The 22,129-nt window shown below is 69.5% G+C and carries 15 protein-coding genes; 5 read left to right on the top strand and 10 right to left on the bottom strand.

The genetic code is table 11. The annotated features are described in order from the left end of the window. Window positions 1-81: 81 nt before the first annotated feature. The 7 genes from AB0J90_RS01785 to AB0J90_RS01755 form a co-directional block, all read right to left on the bottom strand. Window positions 82-219 carry a hypothetical protein gene (locus AB0J90_RS01785; RefSeq protein WP_363591086.1) on the bottom strand — a complete coding sequence of 46 codons (138 nt, stop codon included), beginning with the start codon at window positions 217-219 and terminating at the stop codon, window positions 82-84. Then, window positions 216-1,628 carry an OFA family MFS transporter gene (locus AB0J90_RS01780; protein WP_363591084.1) on the bottom strand — a complete coding sequence of 471 codons (1,413 nt, stop codon included), beginning with the start codon at window positions 1,626-1,628 and terminating at the stop codon, window positions 216-218. Before AB0J90_RS01780 ends, AB0J90_RS01785 begins: the two co-directional genes overlap by 4 nt. Before the next feature lie 223 nt (window positions 1,629-1,851). Continuing rightward, window positions 1,852-3,810, bottom strand: a complete 1,959-nt coding sequence (locus AB0J90_RS01775; RefSeq protein ID WP_363591082.1) for a hypothetical protein — start codon at window positions 3,808-3,810, stop codon at window positions 1,852-1,854. A gap of 75 nt (window positions 3,811-3,885) precedes the next feature. Continuing rightward, on the bottom strand, window positions 3,886-5,307 hold the full coding sequence (locus tag AB0J90_RS01770; protein WP_363591080.1) for a YibE/F family protein: 1,422 nt from the start codon (window positions 5,305-5,307) through the stop codon (window positions 3,886-3,888). A 169-nt stretch (window positions 5,308-5,476) separates the two neighbouring features. Then, window positions 5,477-7,894, bottom strand: coding sequence for a M14 family zinc carboxypeptidase (locus AB0J90_RS01765; RefSeq protein ID WP_363591078.1), 2,418 nt, complete (start codon window positions 7,892-7,894; stop codon window positions 5,477-5,479). A 393-nt stretch (window positions 7,895-8,287) separates the two neighbouring features. Beyond that, window positions 8,288-9,322, bottom strand: coding sequence for an iron chelate uptake ABC transporter family permease subunit (locus tag AB0J90_RS01760; protein WP_363591076.1), 1,035 nt, complete (start codon window positions 9,320-9,322; stop codon window positions 8,288-8,290). Continuing rightward, window positions 9,319-10,452, bottom strand: a complete 1,134-nt coding sequence (locus AB0J90_RS01755; RefSeq protein WP_363591074.1) for an iron chelate uptake ABC transporter family permease subunit — start codon at window positions 10,450-10,452, stop codon at window positions 9,319-9,321. Before AB0J90_RS01755 ends, AB0J90_RS01760 begins: the two co-directional genes overlap by 4 nt. A 49-nt stretch (window positions 10,453-10,501) precedes the next feature. On the opposite strand from AB0J90_RS01755, the gene AB0J90_RS01750 reads away from it, so the two are divergent. The 4 genes from AB0J90_RS01750 to AB0J90_RS01735 all read left to right on the top strand — a co-directional run bounded on the left by AB0J90_RS01750 (window position 10,502) and on the right by AB0J90_RS01735 (window position 16,228). After that, entirely contained in the window at window positions 10,502-11,551 is a 1,050-nt protein-coding gene (locus AB0J90_RS01750) for an iron-siderophore ABC transporter substrate-binding protein (protein ID WP_363591072.1), read from the top strand. 186 nt (window positions 11,552-11,737) lie between these two features. Beyond that, a complete protein-coding gene (locus tag AB0J90_RS01745) occupies window positions 11,738-12,394 on the top strand; it encodes a TetR/AcrR family transcriptional regulator (RefSeq protein ID WP_363591070.1) in 657 nt (218 codons plus the stop codon). A gap of 34 nt (window positions 12,395-12,428) precedes the next feature. Then, window positions 12,429-14,162 (top strand): ABC transporter ATP-binding protein, encoded by a 1,734-nt coding sequence (locus AB0J90_RS01740; RefSeq protein ID WP_363591068.1) that lies wholly within the window; start codon window positions 12,429-12,431, stop codon window positions 14,160-14,162. A 38-nt stretch (window positions 14,163-14,200) separates the two neighbouring features. Next, the gene (locus AB0J90_RS01735; protein WP_363591066.1) at window positions 14,201-16,228 is read left to right on the top strand and encodes an ABC transporter ATP-binding protein; all 2,028 of its coding nucleotides are present in this window, start codon (window positions 14,201-14,203) and stop codon (window positions 16,226-16,228) included. A 60-nt stretch (window positions 16,229-16,288) separates the two neighbouring features. Here the strand turns inward: AB0J90_RS01735 and AB0J90_RS01730 are convergent, their stop codons facing one another. Then, window positions 16,289-16,594, bottom strand: coding sequence for a putative quinol monooxygenase (locus AB0J90_RS01730; protein WP_363591064.1), 306 nt, complete (start codon window positions 16,592-16,594; stop codon window positions 16,289-16,291). Window positions 16,595-16,755: 161 nt separating this feature from the next. On the opposite strand from AB0J90_RS01730, the gene AB0J90_RS01725 reads away from it, so the two are divergent. Beyond that, window positions 16,756-17,304: a helix-turn-helix domain-containing protein gene (locus AB0J90_RS01725; protein ID WP_363591062.1), complete on the top strand. Its 549-nt coding sequence runs from the start codon at window positions 16,756-16,758 to the stop codon at window positions 17,302-17,304. Window positions 17,305-17,437: 133 nt separating this feature from the next. Here AB0J90_RS01725 and AB0J90_RS01720 read toward each other — a convergent pair whose 3' ends face one another. Together AB0J90_RS01720 and AB0J90_RS01715 are read right to left on the bottom strand one after the other, a co-directional pair. Then, window positions 17,438-20,989, bottom strand: a complete 3,552-nt coding sequence (locus AB0J90_RS01720) for a ThuA domain-containing protein (protein WP_363591060.1) — start codon at window positions 20,987-20,989, stop codon at window positions 17,438-17,440. A 209-nt stretch (window positions 20,990-21,198) separates the two neighbouring features. Further along, window positions 21,199-22,080: a sugar phosphate isomerase/epimerase family protein gene (locus tag AB0J90_RS01715; RefSeq protein WP_363591058.1), complete on the bottom strand. Its 882-nt coding sequence runs from the start codon at window positions 22,078-22,080 to the stop codon at window positions 21,199-21,201. Window positions 22,081-22,129 lie beyond the last annotated feature (49 nt).

The raw sequence follows: 22,129 nt of genomic DNA, 5'->3' as shown, positions 1-22,129 counted from the left end.
TGGAGAGTCGACTGAGCGCTGGTGGACGGCATGACGGGTCACGCCGTCCACCAGCGCCGGACCGAGCGGCCGGGCCGCCGCTCAGTGGGTGAAGAGATTCACCGCGGTACGTGCGGTCTGGACCACGCCGTAGCCGAGCAGTACGACGACCAGCAACCAGGACGCCCAGAGGCGTAGCCGCTGCTGACCGACCGCCGGCTGGTTCTCGTCCCTGGTCATCGGCTCGGCTCCTTCTCCTCGACGACTATCTCGGCGGCGGGTCCGGTGGGCTCGTGGAACCGTTCCGGCACCGGGCGGATGAGCAGGTTCGCCACGAACCCGACGGCGAGTACGCCGACCATGGTGAACAGCGCGGGTCGGTACGCCTCGGCGGTCAACGTGCCGGGCTTGCCCTGGGCGTCGAGGAAACCGTTGATGATCAACGGGCCGGCGACACCGGCGGCCGACCATGCGGTCAACAGCCGACCGTGGATCGCGCCGACCTGGAACGTGCCGAACAGGTCCCGCAGGTAGGCCGGGACGGTCGCGAAACCACCGCCGTAGAACGACAGGATGACACACGCGAGCAGCACGAAAAGGGCGGTCGAGGCGTGCCCGACGGCGGCGAGCAGGGCGTAGAGCACCATGCCGCCACCGAGGTAGAGCAGGTATATCGGCTTGCGTCCGATCAGGTCCGAGGTCGACGACCAGACGAACCGTCCGGCCATGTTGAACAGCGACAGCAGGCCGACGAAACCGCCGGCCGCGGCCACCGCGACGGTCGAGACGCCGTTCTCCCGGAAGAAGTCCTGGATCATCGGACTGGCCTGTTCGAGGATCCCGATGCCGGCGGTGACGTTGCAGAACAACACCACCCAGAGCAGCCAGAACGATCGCGTACGCACCGCGTGGGCGGCTGACACGCTCGCCCTGGTGACCAGTGGCCGGGCGGCCACCGTACCGGGATCGAAACCGGCCGGCCGCCATCCTGGCGCCGGAACCCGCACGTTGACCACGCCGAACATCATGATGACGAAATAGCCCAGCCCGAGGGTCAGGAAGAGCCCGACCAGGGCGCCTCCCGAAGCGACCGAGCTGGCGTTGGCCGGGTTGTAGTCGGGGTCGTAGAACGAGAGCAACTGCCGCGACAGCGGACTGGCCAGCAGCGCACCACCGCCGAAGCCCATGATCGCCAGGCCGGTGGCCAGACCCGGACGGTCCGGGAACCACTTGATCAGAGTGGACACCGGCGAGATGTAGCCGATGCCGAGCCCGATCCCGCCGAGCAGGCCGTAGCCGAGATAGACCAGCCAGAGCTGTGTGGTCGCGATGCCGAGGGCACCGACGAGGAAGCCTGCGGCCCAGAAGCACGCGGAGACGAACATCGCCTTGCGCGGCCCGTTCGCCTCGACCCAGGTTCCGCCGACCGCCGCGGACAGGCCGAGCATCACGATGGCGATGCTGAAGATGATGCCGATCGCGGTCTGGCTGGTGTCGAAGTGGGAGATCAACGAGTTCTTGTAGACACTCGTCGCGTACGCCTGCCCGATGCACAGGTGCACCGAGAGCGCGGCGGGAGGGATGAGCCAGCGGCTGTAGCCGGGTGGTGCGACGGTGTGAGCGCGGTCGAGCGCCGACAGAAATGGCACGTGACACCTCATTTCCGAGTCACCGCGCGGGGGATGCACGTCGAGCGGCTACCTGCGCCAGCCCCGATGATTCCTCCGCATACCGCCCGGAACCGTACCGCCGACCGGACCCGGTGGCGCCGAACGTGATCTTCTACGCGACGGACGGTCCGAGTGGTGAGCCGAGCGGCACCCGTACGTCCCGGATGCCGCCCGCGCCACCGTCCGCTGTCGGTACGCCCGGTTAGTTCGCCGACGCCACGTCGATCAGCGCGAGCGTTCGGGCGCACGCGGTGGGCCAGTCGTCCTCGTCGTCGTCGGCCGGGGAACCGCCGCCGGTCGGCCCGGGTCGCTCCTCGGCCGCCTCCTCGCGCAGGAGCGGAATCGCTGCCCCCGCCGCCGGCCCGATGTCGGCCAGGCATCGCAGCGCCGCACGCCCGTACGGTCCCGTACGCAGGTGCGGTAGCAGGGCCGGCACCACGGTCGTCGGATCGCCGGTCAGGTGCCAGTAGGCGATCGCCGACCGCACCGAGAGCCAGTCGTCGTCGGCCCCGAACAAGGGGAGCAGCAGGTCGGACAGTGCCACCGCCGCCGGCCCCAGTTCGGGAAGCAGTTCGAGCGCGTGCACACGTTCGGCCCGGCCGCCGGTCTCGATGATCTCCCGCAACACGGGCAGCAGCGGGGCCGGGTCGCCGCTGATCCGCCAGATCGCGCGGACCGCGTTGACCCGGACGAACGGCTCGTCGTGCGTCAGCATCGAATGCAACTCCGGCAGCGCGTCGACCGCCGCCGGGCCGAGGTCGCCGAGCACCCGGGTGGCGATGTGCGGGTGAGTTTCGCACTCCTGGCGGAGCAACGGGACGATCTCGGCAGCCGGGTTGTCGGTGCCGGCGTACAGCCGTCCCAGCGCGTCGATCAGCACGATCCGGACGTTGCCGGCCGGTGCCAGCGGCACGAGCCGAAGCAGCGGTACGCGGCAGACGTCGGCCCACGGTCCGATGGCGGTGATGGCCGCGTCCAGCCCGGACAGGTCCACCGGATCGGCGGCGAGCCGTTCGGCGAGGTACGCCGCGGCCCGGGGGTCGTGCAGCCGGCAGAGCGCCGTGAGTGCGAAGGCCGCCGGCTCGTTGTGCCGGACCGGTTCCCTGGCCACCAGCGCCCACAACTCGTCTGTGGCGGTCGCGGCGGCGTGGCCGGAGTCGGCCAGCAAGCTGGCCGCCCAGTACCGCACGTCACGGTCCGGGTCGGACAGCCGGTCGGCCAGCGCCGGTCCGAGTTCGGCCGCCGCCGGCCGCCACGCCAGGATCGGATGCTCGGCGGCGAAAACCGCACCCTTGCGTACGTCGGCGCTGTCGTGCCGCATCCAGCCGCGCAGCAGCCGGATCCGCAGCTCCCACTCCTCGTCGAGCTGCTCGATCACCCACCGGAGCGGGTCGTCGCCGAGCGCGCTCCACGGCAGTGTCGACAGGGCGTCGAGCGAGGACGGGGTGTCGCGTTCCAGCACCTCGGCCACGCCGTCGGGCAGCGGGACGGAGGAACCGGTCGCCAGGTGGACCGACACCAGCGCGGCCGCCAGCCGGGGCGGCGCGGCCGGATCGGCGAGCCAACCGGTGATCAGCGACGGGGTGGCGGTTTCCAGCCCGCCGGCTGCCAGGATCAGACCGGCCCGGACGACCGGGCTGTCCTCCGCCTCGATCCGGTCCAGCATCGCCGTCGCGGCCGGATCGGTCCCCTCGATGCAGGCCCGCAGCGTGTACGCGGCAAGGCAGCGCACCTCCTCGTCCGGCGCCGAGGTGAGCAGCCGTAGGTAGGTGGGCGCACCAGCGGCCACCGCGGTTCGGGCGGCCCGGATCCACTCCAGCTCCCGTTCGATTCGGGCGGCCAACTCCGGGCTGTTGCGTACCGAGGCGGGCTCGTACTCCTCGTGGACCTCCGCATACGAGGTGCCCTGGGCGATGGCCGACAGCAGGTTCAACAGGCCGGTGGTGTCGGTGGCCGGGGCGTCGAGCAGCTCGATCAGGAACGGCACCGCGTACGCCGTGGCCTCGTACACGGTGCCCTGGTGCCAGATCGTGCCGAACAGCTCCCCGAGCGCGTCGTCGTCGCCCCCGGCCAGGTCGCGCAGGAGTCCGGGTACGTCCGTCGCCTCCCCGTAGGCGTGGTCGAGCTCATCCCAGGCGACGTCGTCCAGTCCACTCAGCACGGTGGACACCGTACCGGAGCACCCCGACACGCCGTCCCCGCCACGGCCCCTCGCCCCTGCGCTGCCGACCTCCGCTCACCCCTGGCTGCCGACCGGCTGCACCCGATCCGGCTCTGCCTGCGCCTTGTCCGCCCGCCCTTTATCTGCCCGCCCTTTGTCTGCCTGGTCCCCGTCTCGCGGCGGCTCGGCTGCTGCCTGGTCCTCGTCCCGCGGCGGCTTGGCTGCTGCCTGGTCCTCGTCGTCCGGATCGGGGTGCCCGGGCGCCTGTCCGCCATCGACGGCCGGGGGAGCGGGGTGCCCGACCGACTTCACCACGGCCACCGCCACCGCCGTGGTCAGCGGAATCGCAAGCACCAGGCCGATCGAGGCGACCAGCGTACGGACGATCTCCTCGGCGATCTGCGCACTGGTCAGTACGGCGAGCACCGGCCGGTCGTACGCGTTGATCAGCAGCATGATCGGCAGCGCGGCGCCGGCGTAGGCGAACGCGATGGTGTAGACGGTCGACGCGATGTGGTCCCGTCCGATCTGCATGGCGCTGGCGAACAGCTTGCGGGCGGATCGGTCGGGGGCGAGTTGGTGCAGCTCCCAGACCGCCGACGACTGGGTGATGGTGACGTCGTTGAGCACACCGAGGCCGGCGACGATGATGCCGCAGAGCACGATGCCGGAGAGGTCGACCTGCCCGTTGTAGATGGCGAGCGTGACCCCGTCCGCGTCACCGAGCCCGGTCAGGTGCGCCGCACCCGCCGCCCAGAGGCCGAGCCCGGCCGTGGCCAGCAGACCGAACAGGGTCCCGACCAGTGCGGTGGTGGTGCGCGCGGAGAAGCCGTGGGCGAGGTAGAGGACGACGAACATGATCGCCGCGGCGCCGATCAGGCCGACCAGCAGGCCCGACTCGCCGACCAGCAGCGCGGGCAGCATGAACTTGATGATGACCAGGTACGCGACGCCGAGCCCGATCAGTGCCTTCAGCCCCCGCATCCGGGCCACCGCGACGACGAGCAGCGCGAACACCGCCGCGAGGATGCCGATCGGCACCGTACGGGCGAAGTCGTAGAAGGCGTACATGGCCGGTCCGGTCTGGTGGTTGAAGACCCGTACGACCTTGATCCGGTCGCCGGCTTCGAGTCCACTGCGGTACGACTCCGCCGGCACCTCCACGGTCACGATGCCGTCGCGTTCCGGACCGGTCTCCAGTCGCGCCTGAACGGTGGCGCAGGTGACCATGCGAGGGCCCGATTCGGGGCCGGTACGTTGTCCGGGCGCCGGGCACTCGTACGGTGCGACGGTCTGGACCGTCGCTTCCGGATGGCTCAGGTCGCGCCCCGCGGTGCCGGGCGCAGCGCCCGACACCTGCTCGCCCCCCGGCCACAGCAAAACCAGCCCCACCAACGTCGCCACCGCCAACGGCGCAAGCACCGCCGCCAGCAACACCACCACCCGCCGCCCCGCCCCCGCCTTCCCCGCCTCTCCCAAACCCCCATGCAAATGCATCTACAACTCCAACATCCTGCTCAGTCCCCACCCCCACCCCGTTGATCATGAAGTTAGCGACGCCCAGAGGCCCTGGAGGCGTCGCTAACTTCATGATCAACCGGGTGTGGGTGGGGTTGGTGGGGTGTGGCCGCCGGTTTGGAGGGCGGCGGCCACACCTTGGTGGGGGTTAGCTCTTGGGGACGTTCAGGACCTTTTCCTGTACGGTGCCGACGTTGCCGGCGATGTCCACGGTCAGCCAGCGGACGGTGGTCTTCGCGGTGATGGTGATCCGCTCCGGCCCCTCCCGGTAGCCCGCGAAGCCGAGCTTCAGCGACGACGTGGTCGGCTCGCTGCCGTCCAGCGTGTAGTAGACGTTCGCCGCCTCACTCGTGGTGAAGGTGAAGTCGGTCGTACCGGCGCCCTTGCTCTTCACGACCAACTCGGCCGTCGGCTTGGACTTGTCCGCCGCGTACGCCTTGGCCACCTCGAGGATCGCGATCTGGCCGCTGGAGAACTCCATCGCCTCCTCGTGACCCTCGCTGAAGTCCGGCTGGAAGCCGACCGCGTCCCAGCGGTTGGTGGCCGGGTTGTACTTGTCCGCGCCGACCTCGAAGTTCCAGGCGATGATGCCCTTGTTGTACCAGTGCGCGTCGGCGCTGTTACCGGCCGCCGAGTAGAGCACGTCGGTGGTCGGGCCGGTACGACCCGGCCAGATCGCCGTACCCCGGTGGGACTGGACCGCGTTCAGGATCTTCGACGAGGCGTTCCAGAAGTAGTTCTCGGTACCGAAGTCGGTCCGCGGCAGCACCTCACGACCGGCGGTCTTGTACGCACCCGGCGCCCACATGAAGTACCCACCGTACGAGTGGGTGTTCATCGAGAACTTGATGTTCGGGTACGTGTTGATCAGCCAGTCCTCGTTCTTGGCCTCCGGCTCGGACTGCTCGCTCGGGCCGGCGTAGGTGCCGCTGGTGCAGCTCGACGAGGCACCGTTGTAGCCGTCGAACAGCGAACCGGCGTTCTGGTTGCGGTTCAGGTCGACGCCCCAGGAGTTGCGGTTCGCCGGGTCGGCGGCGTTCGCGGCGCAGTGGTTGGTCATGTTCTTACGCTGCGAGTTGAAGTCGTACATGCTGTAGTGCGCGCCGTCCGGGTTGACCACCGGCAGGATGAAGATGTCCAGGCCGTTGACCAGGTTGCGGGTCTTGGTGTCCCGCTCGTAGTTGCGCAGCAGCCGCTCGGCGGTCTCGACGCAGGTGATCGGGGTGACCCACTCCCGCGCGTGCTGCTGGCAGTAGAGGTACACGCCCGGCTTGGAGCCGTCCTTGGCCCGCCCGATGCGCAGCGCCTTCATCTGGAACGGCTCGCGGGAGATGCTCGCCGGAGCCTGGAGGTTGTCGCTGAGCCGGGTCACGCCGGCCGCGGCGACCAAGCCGGTGCCGGCGTTGCCGCGGTAGGTGCTCGCGGTCAGCAGGGCCGAGGCGGCGGCGTCCGCGTTCAGCGCGGCCACCACCTGCGCGGCGGTGCTGCTCAGGGCACCGGCGGCGTCGGTCGCCAGGGAGACCATCACGGTCTTGCCGGCCACCAGTACGGTCAGCGCCTGGTTGGCCGCACCGGGGTTGACCAGCGACACGGTGGTGTCGTTGCCGCCCTCGTGCCCCCATGCCTTGGTGGTGACGTAGAAGGTGCTCGCCGCGGCGGTGCCGAACTGGGCCTGTGCCTGGCGGCGGTACCCGTTGGTCAGGTTCGGCAGGTCGATGATCTGCGTGATGTTCGGGAACTCGGCCGCGAGCCCGGTGATCCGCTCGGTGATCTCGGTCGGGTCCATGTAGTGGTCGACGAAGTCCGAGACGTAGTGCTCGCCCGGCGCCTCCTTCGGCTTGCCCAGCCACTGGGTCACCGAAGCCTTGACGGTGCCGCCCTTGCTGCTGGTGAAGGTCACCTTGTTCGGCTCGGGGGTGTTCAGCGCCAGCGGGGAGGTGAACCGGTGGTACATGTACTCGCCGGCATCGGTGAAGCGGGACATGGTGGCGGTGCCACCGGAGGCCGGCGGGGTGTTCATGCCGGTGTCCCAGCTCGCGCTGATCACGGTGGCGGAGTCGGCGCCCGCGTCGGACTTGATCTCGAACGACAGGAAGCGGTTGCCGTCGAGGCTGGTGAACCACTCGGCCCGCAGCACGGTCAGCGTGTCGGCTTCGAGCGCCAGCGCCTCGGTGGCCGCGATCGCGGCCTTGCGCTCGGCCACGTTGGCCCGGTAGTCGTCCTGGTCGGAGATCTTGCCCTGGACGTCGAAGCCCAGGTCACGCAGGGCCGCGGTTTCCTCCGGGCTCAGTACGGCGTGCACCTCGATGCCGTTGTCCAGCGGCTTGCTGTACTCGACGAGGTCGACGCCGAGGTCGGCGAGCTTGTCGACCTCACCCTTGTCCGCGGCGACGATGCGCATGAGCGCGACGCCGTTCTGCTCGGTGCTGGACTTGCGGGTCGGTCCCACCTGTCCGTTGTCGGCGGAGTTGGCGAGGCTGGGCAGGGCGCCCAACACGAGGGCTGCGGGCACGGTGAGTAGTGCTACCAGCCGACTGACTCTGGCCGGTTTTCTGATGCTCCTCATGAGAGGTTCCTCCGGTCGAGGCGTGCACGGAAACCGCCCACGGCAGGTCGATTACCGGGGCGGCATGGGAAGATCACGCAGTTGGCCGAAGTGTGTTGTGCGTCGCATCCATTGTCAAGATTCACTGGGGCCTCGCCGATTGATCGATTTCTGGCCAGCGGCCGATCGTCGGTACCGAGGTGTCCGTGCGCCGGACCACAGATCAGCCGAAGGTGCCAGCCGTCCCGCTGAAGATCACCTCGTCGTACCGGCCTGCGTCGCGGCCGGGAAACCCGTCCGCCGGGCCACGGCACCTGTGCGTGACCGCGCCCTTGATCACCGACGGTCATCCACAGTCATCCACAGTGGATCGCGATGGGGGTCGTCACCGGCATCGTGCAGGAATGAACGTGCTCACGGTCGGCGGGTGGCTCCGCGGGTGAGCAGCCACATCAGATAACCGCCGCCCAGCGCCCCGGTGACCAGGCCGACCGGGATCTGGAACGGGGCCAGCGCCCGCTGCGCGAGCAGGTCCGCACCGAGCAGGAGCAGCGCGCCCATCATCGCCGAGGGGATCAGCGGCATGCTCGGCGCCCGGGTGAGCCGGCGGGCAAGCTGCGGCGCGGCCAGGGCCAGGAAGCCGATCGGACCGGCCGCGGTGATGGCGGCGGCGGCCAGCGTCACGCCGCACAGCAGCAGCATCAGCCGGCTGCGGTTGACCGGTACGCCGAGCCCGGCGGCGATGTCGTCGCCGAGTTCCAGGGCACGCAGCCGGGGTCCCAGGGCCATGGTGACCGGCACCAGTACGGCCAGCGCGACGGCCAGTGGTACGACGTGCCGCCAGGCGATCGCGTTGAGACTGCCGAAGAGCCAGGTCTTGGCCGCCTGCGCCTGTTCCAGTTCCGCGCGGGTGAGCAGGTAGTCGTTCACCGAGGCGAGCATGGCGCCGATCCCGATGCCGACCAGGATCAGCCGCTGCCCGTGGATGCCCTGCGCGTACGCGAGCAGGTAGACGGCGATGGCGGTGGCGAAGCCGCCGAGCAGCGTACCGAACACCAGGGTGCCCGAAGTCTCGCCGACGACCAGCAGGACCACCAGGGCACCGCTGGCCGAACCGGTGGTGAAACCGATGATGTCCGGGCTGCCCAGCGGGTTGCGGGACAGGCTCTGGAAGATGGCGCCGGAGAGCCCGAGCGCCATGCCGACCAGCAGCGCGGCGACGGTGCGGGGCAGCCGCAGGTCGAGCACGATCAGGCGGCTGGTGCGGTCGCCGCCGCCGGTGAGCACGTGCCACACCTGGCCCGGGCCGAGCGCGTACTCGCCGGTGGACATGGTGACGGCCCAGATCACCGCGCAGCCGAGCAGCAGCACCGCGACCGTGGCAGCGGACCGCCGGTGGTAGCGGACGGCGATCCGGCCGGGGCCGTGCAGCACCCGGGGCGCGGTCACGATCGGCCGGCCCGGCGGCGTACGACCAGTCCCAGCAGCACCGGGGCGCCGACGAACGCGGTGACGATGCCGACTTCGAGTTCGCCGGGACGGGCCACCACCCGGCCGAGGATGTCACTGCCCAGCACCAGGATCGGCGCGGTGAGCAGCGAGTACGGCAGCACCCACCGTTGGTCCACCCCGACGACCAGCCGTACGGCGTGCGGGATCACCAACCCGACGAAGCCGATCGGCCCGGCCGCCGCGGTGGCCGCGCCGCAGAGCAGGGTGACCGAGGTGAAGGCGACCAGGCGCATCCGTACCGCCGGGACACCGAGTGACCGGCCGACGTCCTCGCCGAGTGCCATCGCGTTGAGTTGACGGGGCAGGGTGAGGGCGAGCAGTACGCCGACGACCAGGAAGGGTGCGATCCGGCCGAGGGTTTGCGCGTCGCGGCTGTCCAGCGATCCGACCACCCAGAACCGGTACGAGTCGAAGGCGGTGGAGTTGAACATGGTGATGATGCCGGTGCAGGCGCCGAGGCTCGCGGAGAGTGCGGCGCCGGCCAGCACGAGCCGGATCTGACCGGCGGGTCCGGCTGTGCGCCCGCCGAGGCCGAAGACGAGCAGGGCGGCCAGGGCCGCGCCGAGGAACGCGAACCAGACGTAGCCGGTCACCTGGGTGACGCCGAAGACGGCGATCGCGGTCACCACCGCGAAGGCGGCACCGGCGTTGACCCCGAGGAGGCCCGGATCGGCCAGCGGGTTGTTGGTCAGGGCCTGCATCACCGCGCCGGCGAGCCCGAGCGCCGCGCCGACCGCGACCCCGAGCATCGTACGGGGCATTCGTAGCTGCCAGACCACGATGGAGTCCCGGCTGCCGTCAGGATGCCAGAGCACGCGCCAGACGTCCGGCAGGGCGATCGTGCGGGAGCCCAGGGCCACGCTCACCGTCACCAGCAGGACGAGCACCGCGACGGCGACGAGCAGCCCCGCGATCCGGCCGCTCGAGAGTCGCCGTGACGACGGTCCGGCAACCGTTGCCGGCGGTCGTGGCGCGGGTGCCCCGGTTGCCGGTGCGGTCCCGCCGGATTCGGCCGGGTGGGCGGTGGCCGTGCCGGCGCCCGGATATCTGCTGAGGTCAGGGGGCACGGCCAGAAAATATCATGGGCCGAGGTTAGGCTAAGCTAACCTAGTGATCTTGACGAATTCGAGCGCCCGCAAGCGGGCCCGTACCCTTTCGCTCGCCGCCCTCTCCGGGGCTGTCGCCGTTGCCGTGGCCGCCGGATGCGCCGGCTCACCCGATCCCGAGGCGGCGGACAGCGCCACTCCGGCGGCCGCACCGACCGCCTTCACCGCACCGCGTACGGTCCCCGCCGGCATGGGCAGTGACGCGGCCGACGGCGCCTTCCCCCGTACGGTCGGGCACTTTGCCGGCAGCACGACCGTTCCCCGGCAGCCGACCCGGGTCGTGGTGCTCTCCACCGGGCAGCTCGACGGGTTGCTGACCCTGGGGGTCGTGCCGGTCGCCGCCACCCGCGGTGACGACGCGGCGCTGGTGCCCGCCTACCTCACCACCGCCTTCCCCCAGTACGCCGCGCAGCTCGCGCAGATCAGCGACGTGGGCGGCCGGGGTGAGCCGAACCTGGAGGCGGTGGCGCAGGTCAAGCCGGACCTGATCCTGATGAACTCCTCGGTGCTCAAGGGCGACGTGTACAAGGCGGCCTCCGCGATCGCGCCGACCGTGGTGACCGAGGGCACCGGCGTGAACTGGAAGCAGGACTTCCTGCTGATCGCGGCGGCGGCCGGCAGGTCCACGCAGGCGCAGGGGATCCTGGACACCTTCCACACCGATGCCGCCGGGGTCGGCCGGTCGCTGGGCAAGCCGGCGACCGTCTCCTTCCTGCGGGTCAACGGCGACCGTACCCGGATCTTCGGGGTCGCCTCGTTCACCGGCAGCATCGCCGAGGACGCCGGCCTGGCCCGGCCGAAGAGCCAGCAGTTCGACAAGACCTCGCAGGACATCAGCAACGAACAGCTCGACCTGGCGGACGCCGACTGGCTGTTCTACGGGGTGCAGGGCGGCGCCGCGAAGGCCGACGCGCTGACCCGGGCACCGATCTGGCCGACGCTCGAGGCGGTCGTCGCGAAGCGGGCGGTCGCGGTCGACGACGACCCCTGGTACCTGAACGCCGGCCCGACCGCCGCGCGCGTGGTCCTGGACCAGCTCCGGGCGAGCCTCGTGAGCTGAGCCCTTCTGGGGCCTTTTCGCCCGAATTAAATACCTCGAATTGCTCTTCCTCGTACGCCAGACTGGCCGGTGACAGCAGGGTCCCGGCCGGTCCGGGCGTCTCCGGGTCGGAACCGGGGCGGTTCCGACCCGGAGTGAGTGCTATTTCATTTGTGAGTGAGTGACTCACTCAGTTAAGGTCGCCCCGTGCACACCTCCCTGAGCGGGACTCCGTCCGAGCCGGCTCAACCGTCATCGTGCGGACCAAGCTCCGGTCGCGCCCGGCCGTTGCCGCCGGACGAGCGCCGCGCTGCGCTGATCGCGGCCACGCTCCCGCTGGTCAGCGAGTACGGAACCAAGGTCAGCACCCGGCAGATCGCCGAGGCCGCGGGCGTCGCCGAGGGAACCATCTTCCGCGTCTTCCCGGACAAGCAGGCCCTCATCCAGGCGGCGATCGCCGCGGCCCTGGACCCGGAACCGGTGTGGGCGGAGTTCGCCAAGCTCGACCTGACCCTGCCGCTGACCGAACGGCTGGTCGAGGCGACCGGCATCATCCAGCGTCGGCTGATCAGAGTGCTCAACCTGCTGACCGCGGTCGGGCTGAACACGCCACCACCTGACCGGGAGGCGCACCGCGCCTCGATCCGACCGACCAACGAGCGGATCCAGGCCGAGATCGCCCGGATTCTCGAACCCGACCGGGACCAACTTCGTTTCTCCGTGCAGGAGGTCGCCCGGCTGCTGCGGCTGCTGGCCTTCTCCGGCTCCCATCCCACGATCACCGATGGTGATCCGATGACCGCGGAGCAGATCGTGTCCGTACTGCTCGAGGGCGTTCGCCAACACCAGCCGGATCCGTCATGACCGGCCGCCGCATCTCTGATTCGGGGGGTCACCGATGCTGACTCGTTTACTCCGTACCTACCTACGACCGTACCGGCGACCGCTCACCTACGTGGTGTTGCTGCAACTCGTCGGCACCATGGCCTCGCTCTACCTGCCGAGCCTCAACGCCGACATCATCGACCAGGGCATCGCCCGGGGCGACACCGGCTACATCCTCCATACCGGCGGCTGGATGCTGCTGGTCAGCGGCGTACAGATCGCCTGTTCGATCGCGGCCGTCTTCTACGGTGCCCGGACCGCGATGAGTTTCGGCCGGGACGTACGCACCGCGATCTTCGGCCGGGTGATGAGCTTCTCCGCCCGCGAGGTCGGGCAGTTCGGCGCACCATCGCTGATCACGCGGAACACCAACGACGTGCAACAGGTGCAGATGCTGGTCGTGGTGAGCTGCACCCTGCTCGTCGCGGCTCCGATCACCTGCGTCGGCGGCGTCATCATGGCGATGCGCGAGGACGTCGGCCTGTCCTGGTTGATGGTCGTCTGCGTACCGGTGCTGGTCCTGTCCATCGGCCTGATCATCCGCAAGATGGTGCCGCAGTTCCGGCTGATGCAGACCCGGATCGACACGGTCAACCGGGTACTGCGCGAGCAGATCTCCGGCATCCGGGTGGTCCGCGCGTTCGTCCGGGAGCCGTACGAGACCCGCCGGTTCGACGTCGCGAACGCCGACCTGACCGCGACCGCGTTGCGTACGGGCCGGCTGATGGCGCTGATCTTCCCGATCGTGATGCTGGTGCTGAACGCCTCCAGCGTCGCGGTGCTCTGGTTCGGGGCGTCCCGGATCGACGCCGGCCATATCCAGATCGGCGCGCTGACCGCCTTCCTCAGCTACCTGATGCTCACCCTGATGTCGGTCATGATGGCGACCTTCATGCTGATGATGGTGCCGCGCGCGGCGGTCTGCGCCGAGCGGATCGTCGAGGTGCTCGACACCGACTCCTCGGTCGTGCCGCCGGCCCAGCCGGTCACCGAGGTCACCGCCCACGGCGAACTCGAACTGCGCGACGTGCGGTTCCAGTACCCGGGCGCGGCGGCCCCGGTGCTGCGGGACATCTCGTTCCGCGCCCACGCCGGCCAGACCACGGCGATCATCGGCAGCACCGGGGCGGGCAAGACCACGCTGCTCGGCCTGGTGCCCCGACTCTTCGACGCGACCGGCGGCACGGTGCTGGTGGACGGCACGGACGTACGCGAACTGTCCCCGGACATCCTGTGGCAGCGGATCGGCCTGGTGCCCCAGCGCCCGTACCTGTTCTCCGGCACCGTCGCCAGCAACCTGCGCTACGGCAACCCGGACGCGACCGACGACGAGCTCTGGACCAGCCTGGAGATCGCGCAGGCCCGAGACTTCGTCGAGGCGCTGCCGGAGGGGCTGGAGGCACCGGTCGCCCAGGGCGGCACGAACCTCTCCGGTGGCCAGCGACAACGGCTGGCGATCGCCCGCGCGCTGGTCCGCAAGCCGGAGATCTACCTCTTCGACGACTCGTTCTCCGCGCTCGACCTCGGCACCGACGCCCGGCTGCGGGCCGCACTGCGGCCGGTCACCTCGGACGCCGCCGTGGTGATCGTGGCGCAGCGGGTCTCCACCATCGTCGACGCCGACCAGATCATCGTCCTGGAGGACGGGGCGATCGTCGGGATCGGCCGCCACCAGGAACTGATCGACACCTGCCCCACGTACGCCGAGATCGTGGAATCCCAGCTCAGCGTGGCGGCGGTGGCATGAGCAGCCAGCCGGCACCAGACCAGACACGGAGTACGGGGATGAGCCAGAAAACCACCGGCACCGCGCCTGCCCGGCTGCCCGAGGCCGGGCGGCGCGGCGGTGGCCCGCCCTGGATGGGCGCGGGCATGCCGGCCGAGAAGTCGATGAACTTCCTGCCCTCGGCCAAGCGGCTGATGGGCCGGCTACGGCCGCACCGGCTACAGCTCATCGGGGTGATCACGCTCGTCATCGCCAGCGTGAGCCTCAGCGTCATCGGTCCGAAGATCCTCGGACATGCCACCGACATCATCTTCTCCGGCGTGATCGGCAAGCAGTTGCCGCCGGGGACGACCACGGAGCAGGCGGTCGAGGGGGCGCGGGCGGCCGGCAACGACTCGTTCGCCGACATCATCGCCAAGGCGGACGTGGTGCCCGGGGTCGGCATCGACTTCGACCGGCTCGGCCGGGTGCTGCTGCTGGTGATGATCCTCTTCGCCGGTGCCAGTCTGCTCTCCTGGCTGGCCGGCTACATCCTCAACGGGGTCGTGCAGCGCACCATCCGCCGGCTGCGGTCCGACGTCGAGGACAAGCTCAACCGGTTGCCGTTGCCGTACTTCGACAAGCAACCCAGGGGTGAGCTGCTCAGCCGGGTGACCAACGACATCGACAACATCTCGACGAGTTTGCAGCAGACGCTGAGCCAGCTGCTCACCTCGCTGCTGACCGTGGTCGGCGTGGTGGTCATGATGTTCGTGATCTCGCCCCTGCTGGCGGTGGTCGCGCTGGTCGCGGTGCCGCTGTCGGTCTGGGTCACCAAGCAGATCGCCAAGCGGTCGCAGAAGGAGTTCGTCGCCCAGTGGAAGCACACCGGGGCGCTCAACGGGCAGATCGAGGAGGCGTTCACCGGCCACGAGCTGGTCAAGGTGTTCGGCCGGCAGCGCGAGATCGAGGCGTCCTTCGTGGCGAAGAACGACGAGCTGTTCAAGGCGAGCTTCGGCGCCCAGTTCGTCTCCGGCATCATCATGCCGTCGATGATGTTCATCGGGAACCTGAGTTACGTGGCGATTGCGGTGATCGGCGGTCTGCGGGTCGCCTCGGGCGCGATGAGCCTCGGTGATGTCCAGGCGTTCATCCAGTACTCGCGGCAGTTCACCCAGCCGCTGACCCAGGTCGCGTCGATGGCGAACCTGCTCCAGTCCGGGGTCGCCTCGGCGGAGCGGGTCTTCGACCTTCTCGACGCCGAGGAACAGAGCCCGGACCCGGCGCGACCGGCTCCGCTCACCGACCGGCACGGCCGGGTCGAGTTCGAACGGGTCTCCTTCCGGTACGAGCACGACAAGCCGCTGATCGAGGACCTGTCGCTGGTTGCCGAGCCCGGTCACACGGTAGCGATCGTCGGGCCCACCGGTGCCGGCAAGACCACGCTGGTCAACCTGGTCATGCGCTTCTACGAGCTGGACAGTGGCCGGATCACCCTGGACGGGGTGGACCTCACCGACCTGAGTCGGGACACGCTGCGCTCCGAGATCGGCATGGTGCTGCAGGACACCTGGTTGTTCGGCGGCACGATCCGGCAGAACATCGCGTACGGCAACCCGGAGGCGAGCGAGGAGGAGATCCTCGCGGCGGCCAAGGCGACCTTCGTCGACCGGTTCGTACGCAGCCTGCCCGACGGTTACGACACGGTGATCGACGAGGAGGGCAGCAACGTCAGTGCCGGCGAGAAGCAGCTCATCACGATCGCCCGCGCGTTCCTGTCCAACCCGTCGCTGCTGATCCTGGACGAGGCGACGAGTTCGGTGGACACCCGTACCGAGGTGTTGTTGCAGCGGGCGATGGCCGCGCTGCGCTCGGACCGGACCAGCTTCGTGATCGCGCACCGGCTTTCGACGATTCGGGACGCGCACCTGATCCTGGTGATGGAGAGCGGCCGGATCGTCGAGCAGGGCACCCATGCGGAGCTGTTGGCCGTGGAGGGCGCGTACCACCGGCTCTACCACGCGCAGTTCTCGCAGCCGGCGGTCGACGTTGACGAGGCCGTACCGGCGCCGGCGGGTCCCGCCGGGGCGATGTTGCGGCAGCGCTAGCTGCCGTCTCGACCAGGAGGCGGCGGCCCGAGGTGATCTCGGGTCGCCGCCGGTCGTGGCTTACGCGGCGGTCGCGTCGCCGACGACGTTTCCCTTCATGAGCCACGTCGGGCCTTCGGCATAGGTGCTGGCTTCGGCGAAGAACGCACCGAAGTAGGGGCCGCTGGCGTGCGTGTTGAACGCCTCGGCGTTCGCGTAGGCCTCGTTCAGGTAGAAGAGGTCCGGATTCTCCTCGTCCGCGAGGACCTCGAACCGGCGGGAGCCGGGCTCGTTCGCGAGGGAGTCGCGCGCGGTCTTCTTGGCCAACTGGACGAAGTCGTCGCGATGCTCCGGCTGGACGGTGAAGGAAACAAGGAACTGGTACACGAGGCAGCCTCCTCAAGCTTGGTGTGATGCCAGTGACACGTCGCCGACCGGACCTGGCCACCCGTCACCACGCGGTGAGATCTGACCGGTTCAGTCATTGAACTCGTCCACCGTAACACGCGGTCAGTTCAACGATTGAACTAGTGCGGTAGAGTGACATCATGCCTCTTCCCAGCACCTACGCGGACCGCAACTGCTCGCTGGCGCGATCCTTGGAAGTGGTCGGAGAGCGCTGGACGTTCCTCATCGTCCGCGACGCGTTCTACGGCGTACGTCGGTTCGGAGACTTCGCCACCCAACTCGGGATTCCCCGCGCCGTACTGACCGGCCGGCTGAAGTCCCTCGTGCAGGAAGATGTGCTCACCCGTGACGACGACGGGGCCGGAACCGTCGAGTACCGGCTGACTGCCAAAGGCATCGCCCTGTGGCCGATCGTGCACGCCCTGATGAACTGGGGGGACACGTTCTACTCCCCGGCCGGGGTGAAACGCACCCTCAGCCATGACCAGGACGGTGGTCTTCTCGACCAGGAGGGACGCTGCCAGGAATGCGGTGTGGTCGTCCCCGTCCCGGAGATCCGGGTCGAGCCGGGACCCGGATTCGACCCGACAGACCCCGTTCACGACCCCGTGTCCAAGGCGATCAACACACCGCGCCGACTTCTCGAACCGGTCATGACGCCGCGCATACCCCGGGCTGACGAAAGCTAACTCAGCGCGAAACTCACGTTGCCGAACTTCCAGGTCGGGTACGCCTCGGCCGGGAAGGGACGAAGGCCCTCCCATCCGGCCGGCCCGGGCAACCACACCCCCGACAGGTGCGGTTGCCCGGGACAGGGAAAGGTCAGGCGACCTGGGTCAGCCGCCACCTCTGGTTGGTGCCACCGCTGCAGGTCCACTGGATCAGCGTCGCGCCGTCGGCGAGGGAGTTGCCGCTGACGTCCAGGCAGAGGCCGGAGTGCGCGGCCCTGAGCTCGTAGACACCGGTGGAGATGGCCGCCGGCTGCCACCGCTGACTCGCCGCGGTGCCGCAGGTGACCTGGGTGATCCCGGTGCCGGTGGCGGTGGAGCCGCCGGTCACCGCCATGCACTTGCCGCTGTGTACGGCCTTGAGCTGCACCGTGCCACCACCGGCGTCGACCGCCTGCCAGCGCTGGTTGGTGCCACCCGTCGCCGCCCACTGGTGCACCACCGCACCGTCGGCCGTCGACTGCGCGTTGACGTCGGCGAGCTTGCCGCTGGACGTCGCGGTGAGCGTCCAGGTCCGACCGGCGATGCCCCCGGCCGGCGTGGTGCCGACCCCGGCGCCGCCGAAGGTGAACGAGTCCAGGTCGAAGTTGTTGTCCACCGACGACTTGAACACCATGTACAGCTTGTGCGTACCGGACAGGGCGCTGACCGGTACGGCGGGCTGGTTCACGTACGTGTCCCAGCCTCCGGTGCCCGCAACGGGTGCGGTGGCCAGCAGTTGACCGGTGGGTGAGTCGGCACGCAGTTCGATCGAGCCGCCGCCGGTCGGGCTCGACAGCCGGTAGCTGACCGAGTTGATGCCCTGCACGCTCATCGGATCGAACATGATCCAGTCGTTGTTGCTGACGTCGCCGATCCGCTTGCCGCTCTCCGCCCCGCCCTGGTCGACCACCCGGATGCCGGACTGGCCGGTGAAGTATTCCGCCTGCTTGTGCTTCGGTTGCAGGATCGAGTTGGCGTAGCCGGTCAGCCGGGCCACCGTGCCGGCGCCGTTGTCCTGGTAACGGGCGTTGAGTACGTAGTACAGGTTCGCCCCGTCCGGATGCCCGCCGAGCAGTTCGGTGGAGACGGTGCCGGTGCAGCCGGCGTAGTCACTGGTCGGGTGCTGGTGGTCGTCGTGCCCGAGGGCGGGATTCATGAACACCTGGGCGCAGTTGACCGCGCCGTCCTCCGGGTCGGTCACCGACACCGTGTACGCGACCTGCTGACCGAAGTCGAGCATGCCGCCGTTGGGCGGTCCGGTGATGGCGACCGTCGGTGCGGTGTTGCCGACCGTGATCGGTACGTTGGCGAAGGCGCTGTTGCCGGTGCTGTCGGTCACGGTCAGCCGGGCGGTGATGTTGCCGTTGGCGGTGTACACCCGCGACGGGTTGGCCGCGGTGGAGTCGGTGCTGCCGTTCCCGTCGAGATCCCAGGCGTACGTGATGACGTCACCCGGATCCGGGTCGTACGAGCCGGCACTGGAGAACTGCACCGTCAGCGGCGTACGGCCGTTGTCCGGGGTGGCGGTGGCCTTGGCGATCGGTGAGCGGTCCCCACTGGAGTAGTCGATCCGGTAGAGCCCGGAGTCGTTGTTCCCGCCGCCGAAGTTCGCCCCCCACTCCAGTACGTAGAGCGAACCGTCCGGCCCGAACCGCATGTCCATCGGCTTGTTGAAGAAGGCGGTCGGCAGGAACGGGTTGATCTTCACCAGTGCGCCGGTGGAGTCGAAGTGGATTTCCTTGACGTAGTTGCGGGCCCACTCGTAGAAGAAGTGCACCCCGTTGTAGTAGGCGGGGAACTTGGTCGGCGAGGTGGACGCGGCATTGTAGCGGTAGACCGGTCCGCCCATCGGGGCCGCCCCGCCCTCGCCCAGTTCCGGCCACTGCGGCGAGACGCCGTAGCCGTACCAGACCTGGGGCTGGACCAGTGGGGGCAGGGTGGTGAGGCCGGTGTTGTTCGGCGAATTGTTGACCGGTGCGTTGCAGTTGAACTTCGCCCCGACCACCCCGGTGTCCGGGTTGTACGGCGCGTACGCCTGGTTGTCGCCGTGACAGAACGGCCAGCCGAAGTTGCCGGCCTGCTTGATCACGTTGATCTCGACGAGCCCCTCCGGGCCCCGGTTGGTGGTCGGGCCACCCCGGTCGGGCCCGTAGTCGGCCATGTTGATCCAGCCGGTCTGGGGGTCGACCTGGAAACGGAAGGGGTTGCGGAAGCCCATCGCGTAGATCTCCGGCCGGGTGTTCGCCGTACCGGGCGAGAAGAGGTTGCCGCTCGGGATGGTGTAGGTGCCGCCGACTTCGGGGTGGATCCGCAGGATCTTGCCGCGCAGGTCGTTGGTGTTGCCGGCGGAGCGGGCCGCGTCAAGGAACGACCGGCCCGGCCGCCAGTCCAGTGGGGCGTAGCCCTGCCAGGCCGGGTCGTAGTTCGGGGGAGTGTCGTCGCCGACCGACAGGTAGAGGTTGCCGCCGGGGCCGAAGGCGACGTACCCGCCGGTGTGGCCCGGTTCCGGGTTGGTCCGCGACCGGTACGCCGGCACGTCGAGCAGCACCCGTTCGCTGGCCGGGTCGAGGGTGTCGCCGTTGACGGTGAACCGGGAGAGCCGGTTGACGTCGGTGGTCGCGGCCGACGGCGAGTAGTAGAGGTAGATCCATTTGTTGGTCGCGAAGTTCGGGTCGAGGGCCATGCCGACCAGGCCGTCCTCACCCCCGGTGTAGACGCTCAGCGTGCCGGAGGTGACGGTGGAGTTGTTCGACGGCTTGAAGATCTTCAGTTGTCCGGCGCGCTGGACGTAGAAGACCCGGCCGTCGGCGGCGATGTCGAGCGCCATCGGGTCGGCGGTGTTCTCGTCCAGGGCGACCTTCTCGAAGTTTCCCCAGATCGTGCCGCCGCAGTCGCCGGGCTTGTCACCGGCGGCCCACTGCACCCCGCCGAGGATGTGCTGGCGGAAGAGCGTCTCGCTGTAGGAGGAGGCGGCGTGGCCCATGGCGGTGGTCCAGATCCGGCCGCCCTCGGCCTCGCGGCACCAGGAGATCGGGTGGTCCGCGCCCATCCTCGCACCACCCGGGTCGTACGTCCGTTCGTCGGCGGTGACCAGCACGTGTACGTCGCCGCGCGGGTTGCGGTCGAAGTTGTACCACTCCTCGCTGCGGTTCCACCGGTCCGGCAGGCCGACCGTCGACGGGTGTGCCTTGTCCGCGACGTGGGCGGTGCCCGGCAGCACCCCGGGGGAGTGCGCGGGCATGTGCGCGCCGCCGTTGACCAGGTTGTCCCACCAGGGATAGGTGGCCTCGATGCCCATGTCGGTGGCGTTGTGGATGGCCGCGATGCCGCCTCCGGCGGCGACGTAGCCCTGGATGGCCTGGCGTTGGGCGTCGTTGTCCCAGACCATGCCGGAGGTCTGGAACATGATCACCACGTCGAAGGTGGCCAGGTTGGCCGGGGTGAAGACCGAGGAGTCCTCGGAGGCGACCACGGTGAAGCCGTTCTCGGCCGCGAGTTGGTTGAACATGGTGATGCCGGCGGGGATCGAGTCGTGCCGGTAACCGGCGGTCTCGGAGAAGAGCAGCGCGCGGAACGGCGCGGCGGCGGCCGGTCGGGCCGGCAGTACGAGGAACGTCAGGACTACGGCGGACAGGGTGACCAGCACTGAGAAACGGCGACGCATGCCGTCTCCTCTCGACGGGCAGCGGTGGTGGTGGTACCGCTGGAATGCGCCGCCGAACGGGGGACCGTCCCCCACGCATTCGTCTCGCAACAACAGGTTGCCTTCATGAATAGATAGAAGTCAATGTCTTAATTGGCATTGCGGAGGCGGTGAAAGGGCAGGTGGCAGCCACCCGGCGACGGCTGGCGCCGGGTGCGTCGGTGCGCCGGTCAGAGTCGGGCCCGAGCGGGCGCCTCCCGCCCCGCGAGCAGCGCCCGCAGGAAGGCCAGCCCCGAGGTCGCCAATTCGTCCTGGCTCGGCGCGAGTGGCCGCCAGATCGCCGCCGCGGTCGCGATCGTACGGTTCTCCGAGGTGAACGACTCGATGCACAGCGGCCCGGCATAGCCCACGTCGGCCAGCGCGTCGACGATGCCGGGCCAGTCGAGATGGTCACTGCCGGGTGCGCCCCGGTCGTTCGCGCAGACCTGCACGTGCGCCAACCAGCGGCCGGCGGAACGCAGCGCGGCCGGCAGATCGCGTTCCTCGATGTTCATGTGGAATGTGTCCAGGGCCAGCCCGAGCCCGGGGCTGTCCACCGCTTCGACCACCTCCAGGCCCTGCTCGACGGTGTTGACCAGGCTCGTCTCGAACCGGTTCAGCGGTTCCAGGGCGAGGGTGACCCGATGTGCCGCCGCCTCGTCGGCGAGCGGGCGGAGCCGGTCGACCAGCCGCCGGATGGTCGCCCGCCGGGCGATCGGATCGAGCGGCCAGGTCCGCCCGACCGGGGCGTAGATCGGTCCGGCCACCACCCGGGCGCCGAGCCGGGCTGCTGCCCGTACGCAGGCTCGCAGGTAGTCGGCGGTCGCGGCGGCCACGTCGGGGTCGTCGGTCACCAGGTCCCGCCCCGGCGGCATGACCGCGCAGGTGGTGGCGCCGAGCCCGAGCGAGGCAAGCAGGTCTGCGGTGCGTCCGGGATCCCAGTCGCCCGGTGACTCGATCGGCAGTTCGATGGTGTCGAAGCCCCAGCCGGCGATCCGCGGGGCGAGCGCGGCGAGTCGTTCGTCGGTGAGCGGGGAGACCCAGATCCAGGTGTTGGCGCCGATGCCGTACACGCTGCTCCTTCCGGTGGGTCGGAGCCCGGCGGCGGCACCGCCGGGCCCC

Origin of the sequence: Micromonospora sp. NPDC049523, assembly GCF_040676775.1 — a bacterium.
GTDB lineage: Bacteria > Actinomycetota > Actinomycetes > Mycobacteriales > Micromonosporaceae > Micromonospora_G.
The sequence above is the reverse complement of the archived record's forward strand: the minus strand, read 5'-3'. Positions and strand labels throughout refer to the sequence as shown.